At 56.1% G+C, this 15018-nt stretch carries 20 protein-coding genes; 4 read left to right on the forward strand and 16 right to left on the reverse strand.

Features of this window, described 5'->3' with window-relative positions:
* The 3 genes from U5O12_RS07830 to U5O12_RS07840 form a co-directional block, all read right to left on the reverse strand.
* Positions 1-914: Hpt domain-containing protein (locus U5O12_RS07830; protein WP_322578092.1), on the reverse strand; the 914-nt coding region annotated here is incomplete at its 3' end.
* A gap of 42 nt (positions 915-956) precedes the next feature.
* The gene (locus tag U5O12_RS07835; protein ID WP_322578093.1) at positions 957-1319 is read right to left on the reverse strand and encodes a response regulator; all 363 of its coding nucleotides are present in this window, start codon (positions 1317-1319) and stop codon (positions 957-959) included.
* Positions 1320-1359: 40 nt separating this feature from the next.
* Positions 1360-1803, reverse strand: a complete 444-nt coding sequence (locus tag U5O12_RS07840; RefSeq protein WP_322578154.1) for a hypothetical protein — start codon at positions 1801-1803, stop codon at positions 1360-1362.
* 218 nt (positions 1804-2021) lie between these two features.
* Here U5O12_RS07840 and U5O12_RS07845 point away from each other — a divergent pair, with 218 nt between their 5' ends.
* From U5O12_RS07845 to U5O12_RS07850, 3 genes are all read left to right on the forward strand, one after another.
* A complete protein-coding gene (locus U5O12_RS07845) occupies positions 2022-2579 on the forward strand; it encodes a response regulator (protein WP_322578094.1) in 558 nt (185 codons plus the stop codon).
* Between the two features lie 271 nt (positions 2580-2850).
* Entirely contained in the window at positions 2851-3105 is a 255-nt protein-coding gene (locus U5O12_RS21155) for a hypothetical protein (RefSeq protein ID WP_416221465.1), read from the forward strand.
* Positions 3102-3731, forward strand: a complete 630-nt coding sequence (locus tag U5O12_RS07850; protein WP_322578095.1) for a response regulator transcription factor — start codon at positions 3102-3104, stop codon at positions 3729-3731. Before U5O12_RS21155 ends, U5O12_RS07850 begins: the two co-directional genes overlap by 4 nt.
* Positions 3732-3737: 6 nt before the next feature.
* Here the strand turns inward: U5O12_RS07850 and fliR are convergent, their stop codons facing one another.
* From fliR to fliF, 13 genes are all read right to left on the reverse strand, one after another.
* Complete coding sequence (gene fliR, locus U5O12_RS07855; RefSeq protein WP_322578155.1) at positions 3738-4511, reverse strand: flagellar biosynthetic protein FliR; 774 nt, start codon at positions 4509-4511, stop codon at positions 3738-3740.
* A 5-nt stretch (positions 4512-4516) separates the two neighbouring features.
* A complete protein-coding gene (gene fliQ, locus U5O12_RS07860; RefSeq protein WP_105261404.1) occupies positions 4517-4786 on the reverse strand; it encodes a flagellar biosynthesis protein FliQ in 270 nt (89 codons plus the stop codon).
* Positions 4787-4795: 9 nt separating this feature from the next.
* On the reverse strand, positions 4796-5509 hold the full coding sequence (fliP, locus tag U5O12_RS07865) for a flagellar type III secretion system pore protein FliP (RefSeq protein ID WP_322578096.1): 714 nt from the start codon (positions 5507-5509) through the stop codon (positions 4796-4798).
* Between the two features lie 75 nt (positions 5510-5584).
* Positions 5585-5896, reverse strand: coding sequence for a flagellar biosynthetic protein FliO (locus tag U5O12_RS07870; RefSeq protein WP_322578097.1), 312 nt, complete (start codon positions 5894-5896; stop codon positions 5585-5587).
* 11 nt (positions 5897-5907) lie between these two features.
* Complete coding sequence (gene fliN / locus U5O12_RS07875; RefSeq protein ID WP_322578098.1) at positions 5908-6351, reverse strand: flagellar motor switch protein FliN; 444 nt, start codon at positions 6349-6351, stop codon at positions 5908-5910.
* Positions 6341-7345, reverse strand: a complete 1005-nt coding sequence (fliM, locus tag U5O12_RS07880) for a flagellar motor switch protein FliM (RefSeq protein WP_322578099.1) — start codon at positions 7343-7345, stop codon at positions 6341-6343. The genes fliN and fliM overlap by 11 nt, the downstream gene beginning before the upstream one ends.
* Before the next feature lie 18 nt (positions 7346-7363).
* The gene (locus U5O12_RS07885; RefSeq protein ID WP_322578100.1) at positions 7364-7939 is read right to left on the reverse strand and encodes a flagellar basal body-associated FliL family protein; all 576 of its coding nucleotides are present in this window, start codon (positions 7937-7939) and stop codon (positions 7364-7366) included.
* A 116-nt stretch (positions 7940-8055) separates the two neighbouring features.
* Positions 8056-9192 carry a flagellar hook-length control protein FliK gene (locus U5O12_RS07890; RefSeq protein ID WP_322578101.1) on the reverse strand — a complete coding sequence of 379 codons (1137 nt, stop codon included), beginning with the start codon at positions 9190-9192 and terminating at the stop codon, positions 8056-8058.
* Positions 9189-9656, reverse strand: coding sequence for a flagellar export protein FliJ (gene fliJ / locus U5O12_RS07895; protein WP_322578102.1), 468 nt, complete (start codon positions 9654-9656; stop codon positions 9189-9191). Before fliJ ends, U5O12_RS07890 begins: the two co-directional genes overlap by 4 nt.
* Before the next feature lie 18 nt (positions 9657-9674).
* Positions 9675-11102, reverse strand: coding sequence for a flagellar protein export ATPase FliI (gene fliI, locus U5O12_RS07900; protein ID WP_322578103.1), 1428 nt, complete (start codon positions 11100-11102; stop codon positions 9675-9677).
* Positions 11089-11787 carry a flagellar assembly protein FliH gene (locus U5O12_RS07905; RefSeq protein ID WP_322578104.1) on the reverse strand — a complete coding sequence of 233 codons (699 nt, stop codon included), beginning with the start codon at positions 11785-11787 and terminating at the stop codon, positions 11089-11091. The genes fliI and U5O12_RS07905 overlap by 14 nt, the downstream gene beginning before the upstream one ends.
* The gene (fliG, locus tag U5O12_RS07910) at positions 11787-12788 is read right to left on the reverse strand and encodes a flagellar motor switch protein FliG (RefSeq protein WP_322578105.1); all 1002 of its coding nucleotides are present in this window, start codon (positions 12786-12788) and stop codon (positions 11787-11789) included. Before fliG ends, U5O12_RS07905 begins: the two co-directional genes overlap by 1 nt.
* Positions 12789-12809: 21 nt before the next feature.
* On the reverse strand, positions 12810-14507 hold the full coding sequence (gene fliF / locus U5O12_RS07915) for a flagellar basal-body MS-ring/collar protein FliF (protein ID WP_322578106.1): 1698 nt from the start codon (positions 14505-14507) through the stop codon (positions 12810-12812).
* A gap of 176 nt (positions 14508-14683) precedes the next feature.
* On the opposite strand from fliF, the gene fliE reads away from it, so the two are divergent.
* Complete coding sequence (fliE, locus tag U5O12_RS07920; protein WP_322578107.1) at positions 14684-15001, forward strand: flagellar hook-basal body complex protein FliE; 318 nt, start codon at positions 14684-14686, stop codon at positions 14999-15001.
* Positions 15002-15018 lie beyond the last annotated feature (17 nt).

Raw genomic sequence — 15018 nt, forward strand, 5'->3', positions numbered from 1 at the left:
GCCGCCGCCACTACCGGGGCTGCCTTCCCCGGCATGGACTTGGCCGCCACAACAGGCTCAGCAACGGGGGCAGAAACGATATCCTGAGCAGCAACTTCATGCGGAGCCCCTGGAGATCCATCAAAAAATCCAAAACCAACGTGATCAGTTGCAACTGCAGGCACTACGGCATGATCGCTTGTTTGCTCCACGATTTGCACCTTGTCCCGCGCCACGTGGAAGGCAAACAAATCCAGTAAATCGTCGTCAGTGGAAACTGTTTCCACGTTAAAAACACGCACCCCAAGTTTCTCGCTAGATGCCACCTTGATAGTACCGAGACCGGGGATGTCTCTAAACAACTCTTGGATTGCATCTGCTTGCTCTGGTCGCTCCAAAGGTCCGATACTGATCTGCAGCGCTCGAACGCCAGTGGCCTTTAGCACCGGCTTTTGAGGTGCAGGAGCCGCCGCCTGGGGCGGAGTAGGCTTAATGGGGGCTGCGACAGCCACACCACCCGCAGCGAGTTCACTGATACGGCGTACCAAATCCCCGGTAGGGAGCGCATCCCCTTCACCACCAGCCTGATGTCGTGCGAGCAAGCTTCTAGACGCGTCTGCAGACTCCAGCAACACATCAACCATTGCAGCGTTCGGCTGAAGCTCATGGCGGCGCAAGCGGTCCAAAAGCGACTCCATTTGGTGGGTCAACTCAGCCACGTCAGCAAAGCCAAATGTGGCCGCGCCTCCTTTGACGGAGTGGGCACATCTGAAAATTCCATTCAACTCTTCGTCGTCCGCAGTTTCTAAATTCAGATTCAGCAGCATCTGCTCCATCTGATCCAGATTTTCCCCGGCCTCTTCAAAGAAAATTTGATAAAACTGACTTAGATCAAAATCACCACCGGCACCACTTTCGGTATGCGTTTCAGCCATCTGAATCTCCTGTTTTCTGGATCGCGTAGAGGATCGCCAACTTCAACGAATTACTTTTTTGATCACATCTAGCAATCGCGCGGGATCAAACGGTTTTACCAACCAGCCAGTGGCACCGGCAGCCCGGCCCGCTTGCTTCATCAGGTCACTGGACTCGGTTGTCAACATCAAAATGGGGATAGTCTTGAATTGGGGATGCTCCCGCAATTTACGCGTTAAGCCCAAACCGTCGAGGCGCGGCATATTTTGATCCGTCAGCACCAAATCGAACGCCTGTGCTTGGGCCTTTTCGTAGGCGTCTTGCCCATCTACCGCCTCAACCACTTGGTATCCAGCACCAGTCAGCGTGAAGGAGACCATTTTTCGCATCGACGGAGAGTCATCAACAGCTAGGATTAAAGGCATGAAAGGCTCCGAAATATTCCGTTAATAAATGTGCTGAAAATCAAAATAGCTCAATGGACCCGGCATCCATCTCATCTTGGGTCACAGGATTAGGCCTTTCAGGCACCTCCTCCACAAAGGGAACAGCTTCACCATCCTCTGCCCCCATTGACTCAGACGCCAAGCGATAAGCACACCCTTGCAAGATCTTGGATGTGTGGACAATTAATTGAGAAGCCATATCTTGGAACTGGAGCTCCGTAACGGCGGCACGCAGTGTGCTGCGAACTAGCTCTAATTCTTGGGACTCCATGAGTGCAGGCGAAGCCAGGTTCGCACTAGCAGTAGTAAACCTCTCCATAAGGTTTTCCATCGTGTGCGCCAGCAGGCCATCCAAGCGCGTAAGGTCGTGCACAACGACCAAGAGTGAGTCTTGAACTTCTGCAACGAGCATGACCGGCAATTGCACAGCAGGAGCGGCAGGCGATGTCGACGAAGGTTCCATTGTCTTTTTTCCTCTTTGCCTGTCTTTATACCAATCCGCGACGTCCTTGTGAATCACCGAACCCAGCCACACTTCTAGCGTATCAGGATTCTTGCTCTGTCAGGAAAATTCTGCGATGGGGCATGTTCACCAGAACACTTCCGCCTCCACCCCGGTTGTGATTACCATTGCGTCACATGATATCGGTAATCTCCAGCGCGAAAAGCCCCGACAACACAGTGAATATCCTTCATTTGGAGGACTCTCCAATCGATCATCAATTGGTTGTCAGGACATTGTCCAAATCGGAGCGAACATTTCGTCTGCTGCGCGTTGAGACTTTGGCCGACTTTCAAGAAGCTATGGCTAGGGGGGGGTATCAACTGGTCTTAGCAGACTATCGCCTGGGCGACTTCACGGCAATAGATGCTTGGAATTCAGCTCTCGAACACAGAAGCGACATACCCTTCATCATTCTCTCGGGCGCCATCGGCGAAGCCGCCGCAGTCGAAGCCATCCATTGTGGAATCAGCGACTACCTTCACAAAGATGAAATCACGGCGTTACCGCGGGTTATACAGAGAACCTTGGATTTGCAGGCCATCAAAAGTGCAAAAAAAACGGCCGACAAAGAACTGGAACGCTCCGAGCAACGGATATCTGAACTAGCGGGACATCTCCAGACAGCCATAGAGCAAGAAAGAGCATCTATTGCCCGCGAAATTCATGACGATATTGGAGGGGCCCTCGCAGCTGCTCAGGTTGGACTTGGGATGGCTAGCACGGCATACGAATGATCAAAAGTATTTGCAGCATATTGCATCTGCAAGTGACATGATTCAACACGCAGCACATGCCAGTCAACGCATTATGAAAAACCTCCGCCCAGCTATCTTGGACCAAGGGCTGATTCCCTCCATCCAATGGCTGGCGCGAGACTTCGAACGCAGAACCTCGTGCAGAGTGGATGTGCGGATTGCAACAGACACAATAACATTGCCTGCAGATGTGATGCTTACTGCCTACCGAACTGCGCAGGAGGCACTCACAAACGCATCCAAATATGCGATGGGTAGCGATTTATGTATCGACATTTCCAACCTTGGGGGGGCACTTACCCTGGAAATAGCAGACAGAGGGCCGGGACTGGAAAGGTCCGCACTCCACAAACAAAACTCTTATGGACTGATCGGGCTCGCAGAACGTGCGAAATCAGTGGGGGGCTGGCTTGACGTTAGTTCGATTCCGGGACTCGGTACCACTATTACGCTCTCGGTGCCATTGATCGACAACACAGACTCAGCACAAGCGAGCAACACATGATTCAAGTAGTCCTCTGCGACGACCACGCAATGATCCGTCGCGGGATCCGGGATACGCTTTCGGAACACCTCGACATGAAAGTGGTCGGAGAGTCAGGGAGTTACGCAGAGCTCAAGGAAGTCTTACGAGTTCACCACTGCGACGTGCTTGTACTTGATCTCAATTTGCCAGGCCGAAGTGGACTGGAAGTCTTAGCGTCCGTTCAAGACAGTCACCCAAACATTAAGGTGCTTGTCGTATCCATGTTTTCAGAAGATCAATATGCGATCCGAAGCCTCAAAGCTGGAGCGCATGGATATTTGAACAAAGCCGGAAATCCCGACGACCTCGTTAGGGCGGTCCGTACCGTGGCACAAGGCCGTCGGTATGTCACACCGTCTGTTTCTGAAATGCTGGTAGATCAACTCTCCAACCCAAGTGCTGAAACCCTGCATTCCCGCCTTTCGGAAAGAGAGCTGCAAACTTTACTCAAAATTGCGTCAGGAAAACGGCTAGCTGACATCGCAGAGGAACTGATGTTAAGCCCCAAGACGGTCAGCGTATACCGCGCACGATTGCTGGAAAAATTGGGGCTAAGCAACAACGCCGAACTTGCCGTTTACGCCATCAGGAACGATCTCGTCTAACGCGTGTCAAGAACCGGTAAAAATGCCTACCGCGCGCTCCATCAAGGCGATCATGGGCTGATCCAATGCTGGAAGCGTAACCGCGATACCAACAATCCCCACCACCAAGGTAACCGGAAAGCCCACAGCAAAAATATTGATTTGTGGAGCTACACGTGAAATGATGCCCAGCGCCAAATTGGCGAAGAGCAACATACCGACCATTGGCAAAGCGATCCAAAGAGCGCTGGCAAACAAATCGGTGCCCAACCGATACAACTGCATTGATGCCAAGGCTTCCAAAAACTTCGGACTGACAGGAAAAGCCTCAAAACTTTTGGTCACAGCCATTAGCACCATGATGTGACCATTGAGCACGACAAACAGCAATGTCGCCATTTGCCCGAAGAAACGCGCTACAGCACTGCTCTGCGAATTCATCGAAGGGTCGAAGAAGGATGCGAAATTCAGCCCCATCTGAAACCCCACCACTTCGCCGGCCAACTCTATGGCGGCAAACACCAAACGCACAGCAAACCCGATTGAGAGGCCGATGAGCACCTGCTGTAGCACGACAGCCAAAGCGTCGGGCGATCCAATGTTGTAGTTGAGGGAAGACGGAATGGTCGCCTGGCAAGCCAGCGCAACGAACAAAGCCAGCGCCACCTTGACTCGCATGGGTACTGCCCGAGAGGACAGGACGGGAGCCGACGTAAAAACTGCCAGCACGCGTAGAAAGGGCCAAAGCAAAGGTGACAGCCAAGCCAGTATCTGGGCCTCTGTAAATGCGATCCCCGGCATGTCGCTCAAACCACCGAACCAGGAATGGCCTCGATCATTCTCCGGATGTACTCCACCAACATCGTCAACATCCATGGGCCTGCGATAGCAAACACCGCGATCACAGCCACCAGTTTGGGGACAAAAGCCAGCGTGGCCTCATGAATCTGCGTTACCGCCTGAAAGAGACTCACCAGCAACCCCACCAATAACGCTGCACCCAGTACGGGAGAGGACACCATTAACAGCATTAACAACGCTTCTTGGCCCATGGTCAGAACGGTCTGCGCATTCATGATTAATACTCAGGTTACGAAGCTCGCTGCCAAGGAGCCAATCAAAAGGTTCCAGCCATCGGCCAACACGAACAACATCAATTTGAATGGCAACGCAACCAGCACCGGGGACAGCATCATCATTCCCAATGACATCAGCACACTGGCCACCACAATGTCAATCACGAGGAATGGAATAAAAATCATGAATCCGATCTGAAACGCAGACTTCAGCTCACTGATCACAAAAGCTGGCACTAGCACTCGCAATGGCGCAGTATCAGCCGTCACATTGGCATCCAGCTTGGCCAGTTTTGCGAACAAAGAGAAATCAGATTGGCGGGTCTGCTTAACCATAAACTCCCGCAAAGGCACTTCGGCTTTGGTCAACGCCTGTTCAAATGAAAGCGCGCTACGGCTATATGGCTCGTAGGCGTCAGCATACATGCGATCAAAAGTAGGTCCCATGACAAATAATGTAAGGAACAGCGATAGTCCAACAATTACCTGATTCGGGGGAGACGATTGGGTCCCCAATGCCTGCCGCAACAATGACAAAACAATCACGATCCTCGTAAAACTTGTCATCATCAACAACACCGCCGGGATGAATGACAAAGTGGTGAAAAACAGCAAGGTCTGGATAGGGACCGAGAAATTCATACCGCCTTGACCCGTACCTACTAGGAGCGGCAACTGTCCAGGCGTCTGCGCGAAGGCCAACGCCCCCCCCAGCAGGGTCATCAACCCGACTCCAAAGCGAATCCAGTTACCGTAACGTCCCAAGCAAACCGTCTCTTTCGAATTTCATTCGGGCGCCTAGGCCCTGGGGTTGGGTAACGTCACCGCACCATCGTCACGCGACACAGCTGCGCCCACAGGAGCTGTGTGTAACAGCGCAATCGACTGCGTGCCGACCCCTAAAGTCAACCACACCCTTGCGTTTTCAGGGCCCACTTCTACTGTAACGACCCTTTGATGGGGCCCCACAGCAACAGCGGACACAAAACGACTCTGCCCGCCAGCCTCTGTGGCCCCAGGAACCATGCGTCCGCGGACCCAACGCAAAAGCCAAGGCAAAGCCGCCAAGGCGGCCAAAAAGGCCCCAACCAATAGCAGTTGCTGCGTCATACCAAGTCAGTTCAGTTTTTACTCACGCGCCGCAAGCGCTCAGATGGGGTTACGACATCGGTAAGCCGAATACCGAACTTGTCGTTCACAACCACCACCTCGCCTTGGGCAATCAGATAGCCATTGACCAGCACATCCATGGGTTCGCCCGCTAATGCGTCGAGTTCCACGACCGAACCCTGACCCAGCTGCAGGATGTGTTTGATCGGAACCTTGGTACGTCCAAGCTCTACCGACAGCTGTACCGGAATATCCAGCACCATATTGATGTCATTGACATGCCCCTCTGCCCCGGGGGCGCCGGAAGTAAAGGGTTTAGGCGGCTCGCCAGACAGCGGGCCACCAGGCTCGGGGCCCGACTCCGTAGCCTTCTGCTCCAGCAGTGCTTCAGCCCAATCTGCCATGCCGTCATCGGCAGCACCAGCAGTGTCGTCCGGTTTTTCTTCAGATGCCATTTCGTTCTCCCAACCAATTTTGGTCGTTGCCGCGCAGCGCTTTCTCTATGCGAATGGCGTATTTTGAGTTGTGAGTGCCATATTGACACTCAAAAATTGGAACTCCGTCTACCGTAGCTTGGATGCGCGGTTCACGATCCAGCTCAATAAAATCGCCCTTTTTCATGGCCAGCAATTGCTCCACGGTAGCATCCGCCCGAGCCAACTCGGCAACCAGTGTCACTTCCGCCGCCTGTATTTCACGGGTCAACACGTTCACCCAACGACGATCCACTTCGATCGAGTCACCTTGCGTCGAGGAATACAACACATCCCGGATCGGTTCCAACGTGGAGTATGGGAAACTAAAGTGAATCGCTCCAGTGATATCGCCGATCTCTAACTGAAACGATGTGGAAATAACAATTTCGCTGGGCGTTGCAATATTGGCAAACTGGGGCTGCATCTCACTGCGCTGGTAATCCAGCTCCAGCGGATAAATACCTTTCCAAGCCTTTTTGTACTCCGTCGTGATCACCTCTACCAAACGGTTGATAACACGCTGCTCAGTCGCAGAGAAATCCCGACCCTCAATACGCGTCTGAAATTTTCCTATGCCTCCGTACAGTGTGTCGATGACACCGAACACCAAGGCTGGCTCACAGACGATCAACCCGCTACCTCGCAAAGGACGGATCGCCACAATATTGAAGTTAGTCGGCACTGCAAGTTCGCGCAAAAAAGCACTGTAACGCTGCACTGCCACGGGGCCGACCGAAATTTCGGGGCTTCGGCGAATGAAGTTAAACAACCCTACGCGTAGATTTCGCGCGAAACGCTCATTGACGATTTCCATCGTCGGCATGCGCCCGCGAACAATTCTTTCCTGGCTGGAAATGTTGTAAGAGCGGACTTCTCCATGCTCCGCTGCCTCCTCGACGGTTTTCTGGCTCTCGCCAGTGACCCCCTCCAGGAGCGCATCAACTTCCTCTTGGGAAAGAAATGACTCACTCATAACTCAGTCCTGTTGCCCCTACTGCACAATGAAACTGGAAAACAGCACACCGACGACGGGGTACTGCACTGGCGCTGCTTTCTTTTTCTTCTTTTTTGCAGCCGTAGACTCTTCTTCATGATCGTCTTCCCCGCCACCAAATGGGATGGAAGCCTCCCTTAGGATGTCAGCAGCAAGCTTCTCTTTGCCCTCCGCCTTGAGCAACTCTTCGGCGGTCCGTTGGGAAATCAGCATCAATATGCCACTACGAATGGTTGGCAGATAGGCCTTTACCGAATCCGAGGACTTGGCATCGAGCACCTCCAAGGTGATACCAATTTGTGCCACACGCTCCCCACCGGGGTCTGCCAAATTCACCACCATGGCATCTAACGGCAAATAGGCCGGCGGCGCCTTGGGGTCTGCGTGAGCCGCCGCTTTTGCAGGCGCAGCCTCTTCGCCATCCTCTGCAGCGGCCCGCTGCTTGCTAATGACAAAAAATGCTGCAGCCCCGCCCAGTACAAGCACCAGCACAGCCGCGACAATAATAATCAGCATCTTTTTGCTTTTAGCGGGGGCCTTGGCGGCATCTGCGGCATCGGGTTTTGCTGACACGGTGGAATCCTCACATGGAAAACAGTTGGTCGATTATTGATGGACTAACCGGCCACCTAAACACAGATAAGGCGGGGAAATTAGTTATCGCCCCCATTATTGACACAAAGATGGCATCACACGAACAGATCCAGGGCTCGGCCTTGAGGAATTTTGGACTGGACTGGGCTATCTGCCGACACTGCGGTTTGAACCGCTACAGTCGCCTGACGCCCATCTGGCCTTGACCGCCCCCCTTGCCGAGACGCGTCACCACTGTGGGACGTCCCCACGGACAAGCCTGTCAAAACCACTCCTTGGCGTTGCAGCGAGTCCTTCAGTTGCTCCGAAGCGCGCTCGATAGCATCCCGAGCATGCAACTCATCCGTTCTAAACGCCACCTGTGCTTCGTTACCCTGCATGCTGATGCTCACTTCCACGGGGTTTAACCCAAACCCATCCAGGGTCAGCTCTGCACTCTGAACATCCTGTGCAATCCAGTAGGTGACCTGCTCAGCCACATACGCCTCGAGTGGCACGCTGGACTGGGTAGAGACCACGCCATCCATACCCATCGGGGCTGAAGCGGACTGCGGCTGAAAGTAGACACCGTCTGCTGGTGCTGCCTTGAAAGCAATCGGCTCCCAAAGACGACGCTCAGCCGCTGCGGCCTGCCCAGACAGGGGCGCAGCCAAAACGCGACTCTCCATCCCAACCGTCGATACAACTTCTTGCACACGGCTCGCTTCAGTATTTGGTAGGTTGTGAGGTGCATCCTCATCCCCCTGTTGCGGGACTGACACTGGCGCAATCTGGGTTTTCTGGAGATCGGCGGTACTGGGAACTTTGCCACTCTTGTGCCCAACCGCCAACCCCATATTGGATTGGGCCTCGGCATCCGGTGGTGACCAAGACGACCGCTTACCACCGAAGAAAGTGGTGCCCTGTTTCGATGCGACGCTTTCAACAGATCGCGGTGTCTCTTGCGCCACGGGCACTGGCACTCCAAACATCCAACCAACGAGGACATTGGCATCGGACTCCCGCTCCAGCCCATCCTCCTGAGGCTCAGGCCCGGTCAAGCTGGCTCCGGTCTCATCCGACAAAGAAGAAGTATCCGCGGACACACCAAGAGCGTCATCTACAGCAGACAACATGGCAAAGAAGCCTGACGCATCCCCAGCTGTTGGCTGCGTAGTTTTCGCCTTGCCACCTCCAGTCGCCTGAGACGCCTTCGCAACACTTTGGCTGTGTGGGGTAGATTCAATCGTCATCGTGCATCCTCCATTTGGGCATTGGCCACTCGTCGGGCATACACCAGTGCGGCCATTTCATCCATGCGCCCCTGCTCTCGGCGCTGCTCAGCGGCTACCAACAGCTGCTTGCGCGCCTCCAAGACCTGCTTCAGCCCTGACAAACGCATTTCCGCCTGCACCAGTGCAGCTCGGCATTGGTTCTCTTGGCGTACCAAGTTGGCGATAACCCCATCCTGCATGCCAATAGCATGCTGCAGCCGCTCTACAAACTGGTAGTGGTGTCGAATCAACTCCGCGGACAGCGCCATGTTGTGGCCCTGGGTCCAGCGGGCATCCGTATCACCGGCATAACTCTGGAGTTGTTGCAATTGCTGCTGCCCCACGAGTACTTGACGCTGCGCCTGGGCAAGTACTTGCGCCCGTTCGTCGCGCTTGCGCTCGGCCAATTCAATTGCGAGTTGCAGTCCGTGGTGGGGGTTCATGGCAGTTTAAGTCTCGTTCTACTGGCTGGAACGCTGAAGGGAAGTACACACGTCCATTCCCTGCAAGGCCTCGTCCATACTGGAAGCCTCGAACATGTCTTGCTGCAAAAACTGGTGCATTGGGGGGTGCAGGGCAATTGCCTCATCCAGCATGGGGTCCGAACCTTGGGCATACGCGCCGATCTGAACCAAATCGCGCCCTTTTTCATACTTGGAATACAGACTACGGAAACGCCGCGCCAGCTCAAAATGTTCGCGGGGCACCACGTTGTGCATCACCCGGGAAGCGGATTGCTCCACGTCAATCGCCGGGTAGTGTCCGGCCTCCGCAAGGCGGCGCGACAACACAATATGGCCATCCAGAATGGCGCGGGCGGCATCTGCGATCGGGTCCTGCTGGTCATCCCCCTCAGACAGGACGGTGTAGAACGCCGTGATAGAGCCGACACCATGCAGGCCATTGCCACTGCGCTCCACCAGCTGCGGAAGCTTCGCAAAACAGGAGGGAGGGTAGCCCTTGGTAGCGGGAGGCTCGCCAATGGCCAAAGCGATCTCGCGTTGCGCCATGGCGTAACGGGTCAGAGAATCCATGAGTAATAGCACGTGGCGACCTTGGTCACGAAAATGCTCGGCAATCGCGGTCGCATACGAAGCGCCCTGCATGCGCAGCAGCGGAGGAGCGTCTGCTGGCGCCGCCACCACCACTGACCGGGCTCGGCCTTCCGCCCCCAAAATATCTTCGATAAATTCCTTGACTTCGCGTCCCCGCTCGCCAATTAGCCCCACCACAATGACATCGGCCTGCGTGTAACGTGCCATCATGCCCAGCAACACGCTCTTGCCCACACCCGACCCGGCAAACAGGCCAAGACGCTGCCCGCGACCGACTGTCAACAAGGCGTTGATGGATCGAACACCAGTATCCAAGGGGTCGCGTACGGGATCGCGGTCCATGGCATTGATCGGCTTTCTGTCCATAGGCCTGGACACCACGTCTTGCAAAGGTCCCATACGGTCCATGGGCGCCCCTTGAGAGTCCACAACCCGCCCCAAGAGGCCATCGCCCAAAGGCAGGCGCAACAAACCTGCGGCGCTCAAATCTCGGGCTGGGGGGGCTTCACCCAAACGGGGTACCGGCACATAGGCGGGCGCCACCGCTACCCCGGCACCACTGGAGAGGCCATGCACATCGCCAGCGGGCATTAAATAAGCGCGATCACCAGAAAAACCCACAACTTCGGCCAATACAGGCTCACGCGCCTTCATGGTCACCACACACTGCGAGCCCACAGGCATGCGAATTCCGCTAGCCTCCAGCACCAATCCCGCCAAACGTGTCAGGGTGCCACGCACCTCGAGGGTGGACTCCTGCGCTACCTGCTGGCGGGCACCCTGCAGAAATGCCTGCCATTTGGGTGCGGCGGTATGGGGCTCAGGCAATGACATCGCTCGGCTCCCAAGGACTGTCAAACCCCAAACTGGCGAGCGCACGCTGCCAGCGCTTCTCCACGGTACCATCGACCACGGTACCAGCCGACTCCACCAGACAGCCGCCGCGGGCCACGTTGGCATCCGGCAGCAAGGTCAGGGCCAGACCCGAAAACTCTTGCCGTAGGACCTCGGCCAAGACCTCCAGATCGAGCGGGTGCAAGCGCACCACGGCGGCTTTGCTATCCACGGCCAACACCCCCAGAGCCTCGCGTATGACGGGCTGAAGTGCATTGGGGTTGGTGGACAGCTCATGGCGCAACACCTGTCGCGCCAGTTCGCACGCCAACTCCAGCACCCCCTGAGCCATCACTTGCTCCGACTCCGCCAACTGTGCACGGGCGCTCTCAAACAAGGCGGCGAAATTGGCGGCCGCTTCTTTTCCTTGGGTGTCGATGTATTCGTTGATCTGGCGCTGCCCTTCCAGGGTCGCTTGGGCATGGCCTTGCGCGTAACCCGCTGCATAGCCCTCGGAATAGCCAGCTTGACGCACACCGTCCTCTTTGGCCTGCTCCTCAGCCTCCGCTTGCGCCTTCAACTTGGCAGCGAAACGCACCGATGACTGGTCCACCGCACCAAAATCCCACTCGGTGACAGTGGCGACCTCTTCGCCGGGAATAAATCGTGCGTGATTGCGTGACATCAGACCATGGCGTCGTCGCCACCTCCACCGCCAATAACAATCTGCCCTTCGTCGGCCAAACGGCGCACAGTTTTCAAAATTTCCTTTTGCTGCGCCTCGACCTCTGACAGGCGCATGGGACCGCGGGACTCCAAGTCTTCCTTGAGAGTGGCAGCTGCGCGTGAAGACATATTGGCCAGGATTTTTTCCTTGAGTTCTGGTTGGGCACCCTTCAGTGCCACGATCAACACATCGGAGGACACTTCCTTCAGCACCATCTGAATAGCCTTGTCGTCGAGCTTGATCACGTCGTCGAACACGAACATCTTGTCCATGATCTTCTGGGCCAGGTCCGCGTCGTGGCTGCGGATGGACTCAATCACCGTGCCCTCGATGGCCGTACCCATCAGGTTGATCATTTCGGCAGCCGTCTTGATACCGCCCAGCGAAGACTTGCGAATCTTGTCGCCCCCCGCCAGCACCTTGAACAGCACTTCGTTCAAGTCTTTCAAGGCGGTAGGCTGAATACCCTCCATGGTGGCCACACGCAACATGACTTCGTTGCGCTGGCGCTCGGTCAGGTGCTTGAGTACATCAGCCGCCTGGTCGTAGTCCAGGTGAACCAAAATTGCAGCCACGATCTGCGGATGTTCATTGCGCAGCAACTCGGCCACACTGAGTGGATCCATCCACTTCAGGCTCTCGATGCCCGATACGTCGCCGCCCTGCAAGATGCGGTCAATCAACAATGCCGCCTTGTCGTCGCCCAAAGCGAGCTTGAGCACCGAGCGGACATAGTCACCCGAATTGGAGACCAAGAGGCTTTGCGAAGCCGCTACACCAGTGAACTTATCCACCACCTCATCGACCTTTTCCCGCGAAAGTTGGGTGGTTTTGGCGATAGCCTCACCCAGGCGCTGTACTTCCTTGGGTGACAGGTGTTTGAAGACCTCGGATGCCTCGGCTTCGCCCAGGGACATCATGAGGATTGCTGCGTCTTGGAGTCCGTCGTCGTTTGCCATGGTGCTATTTTGCGCTGGCCATCAAGCCGGCGCCTCGCCGTTCATCCACGCCTTGACAATGTTAGCCACGGCGGCCGGGTTATCACGGGTCAGTTTTCGGGCATCTTCCAGTCGCAACTCACCCGGGGACACCATGCCAGTGCCAGTTTCAGCACTCGGGCCACCCAGCTGCGGACGGGCTGGCTGCTCGGACTCCAGTGCATCCAACTGGCCTCCACGTTCATCACCCAGCGGCTCGGCGGCCGGCGGGGGCTGCGTCAGTGACTTCATGGCTGGCCGAATGACACCCAGCAACACAAGTGCCGCCAATCCCAAAGTCCCCAACGGCCAGGCCAAGCTACGGGCCAAGTCCACCACCTCGGGCTGACGCCAGACCGGAATTTCGGTGCTGTCGACCACTGCTGCAGCAAATGGGGCGTTGACCACATTCACCGAATCCCCGCGGTCCTGGCTGAAACCCACAGTCTCGCGCACCAGGGCAGTCATTTTTTCCAATTGGGCCTCCGTCAAGGGTGTGCTGGTGGTCTTCCCTTGGGCATCTGTCGTGACCTGGTTGTTCAACACTACAGCGGCATTGATGCGTTTGATCACACCGGTCGCCCCTTTCACCACACGCACCGTCTTGTCCACCTCGTAATTGATGATGGATTCTTTCTTGGACGAACTATTGGCACCTGCCGCACCGGCCGCTTGACCGGCAGCTGCCAGTGTTTGCGGCTGACCATTGATAGGGGCCGCAGGCTGGGCAGGCGGCTGGTTGGTGGTGGCGCCGGGCACGCCAGCAGGTGGCCCGGCCTGCGCGCCATTGGTGCTTTCTACCAGCTGCTGGCTGCGCACCGTGCTGCTGTCTGGCGTCTGGTTAGGCTTGTGCGACTCGGTCGTCGACTCGGTTTGCGAGAAGTCCAGCTCTGCGGTCACCTGGGCCTTGACGTTCTGCTTCCCGACCAATGGCTCCAAGATATCGAGAATTCGTCGACTATAGAGCTGCTCTATTTGCTGCGCATATTGCAATTGCTCCGCATCCGCCCCCATGGCACCCGTGCCATCTGGCATGGCCGATAGCAGCTTGCCCGAGTCGTCCAGAACACTCACGGCGCTGGGACTCATTTCTGGCACGCTAGAAGCAACCAAATGCACAATGCCCGCCAGCTGGGTGCGGTCCAGGGCACGGCCAGGGTGCAAGCTCAGCAACACAGAGGCTGAAGGCTTTTGCTGCTCGCGGAAAAAGCCGTTCTGATTCGGCAAGGCCAGATGCACCCGGGCATTCTGCACTGACGACAAGGCCTGGATCGACCGGGTCAACTCCCCTTCCAAGCCGCGCTGAAAGGTCAGGCGCTCCTGAAACTGGGTCATGCCGAACCGGTTGGACTCCATCATCTCAAAACCATTGACCGAGCCCTTGGGGAGCCCCAGGGATGCCAGCTTCAAGCGCACATCGTGTACACGGTCGGCAGGCACCAGAATGGCGCCGCCGCCCTCGGTGTACTTATAGGGAATATTCAGCGTGCTGAGCTGGGAGATCACGGCGCCGCCGTCTTTGTCGGCCAGATTGGAGTACAGCACCCGCCATTCGGCTTGGCGCCCCATGACCAAGCCCACGATGCCAATCGCCACAAACAACAACACCCCCAAAGCCAGGCGCATGCGCTGGCCTTGGTCCATCGCGGCAAAACGTTGCCCGATGGTGGGGTTGACGGGGACGGTGGCTACAGCTTGCATATCCTTGGTTTCCAATGCGGTGGGGCGTGGCTCGCCTGACTGAATGGGGCTGATTATTCGACCCACCCCCAAAAACATTAGGGCAATAAGCACCCGCTTTACCCGGCAATTCAAAAAAATAGCGCGTCGCCTGCCGTCTTAGGATCGCCGCAACATCAAGACCAGAGAGACCTGCCATGGACCTCAAACTAACTCCCGTCAGCATGCCCACCTCGATCCGCCCCGGCTCCGGGGTGCGGCCAGCAGCGTCCTCCGCCGCAGAAGGTGTGGGCGGCAGCTTCTCCGGCGCCCTCAAAGGAGCGCTTCAGTCCGTCAGTGCAGCCCAGAATGAATCGACCCGGTTGCAGCGCGAAGTACAGATGGAAAACCCCAAAGTCAGTCTGGAAGAGACCATGGTGGCGATCCAGAAGGCCCAAATCGGCTTTCAGGCCACCTTGCATGTACGCAACCGCATGGTGCAGGCCTACACCGACATCATGAATATGCAAGTTTGATTGATTTACTATAAAAA

Origin of the sequence: Rhodoferax sp. (assembly GCF_034519335.1) — a bacterium.
Lineage (GTDB): Bacteria > Pseudomonadota > Gammaproteobacteria > Burkholderiales > Burkholderiaceae_C > Allorhodoferax.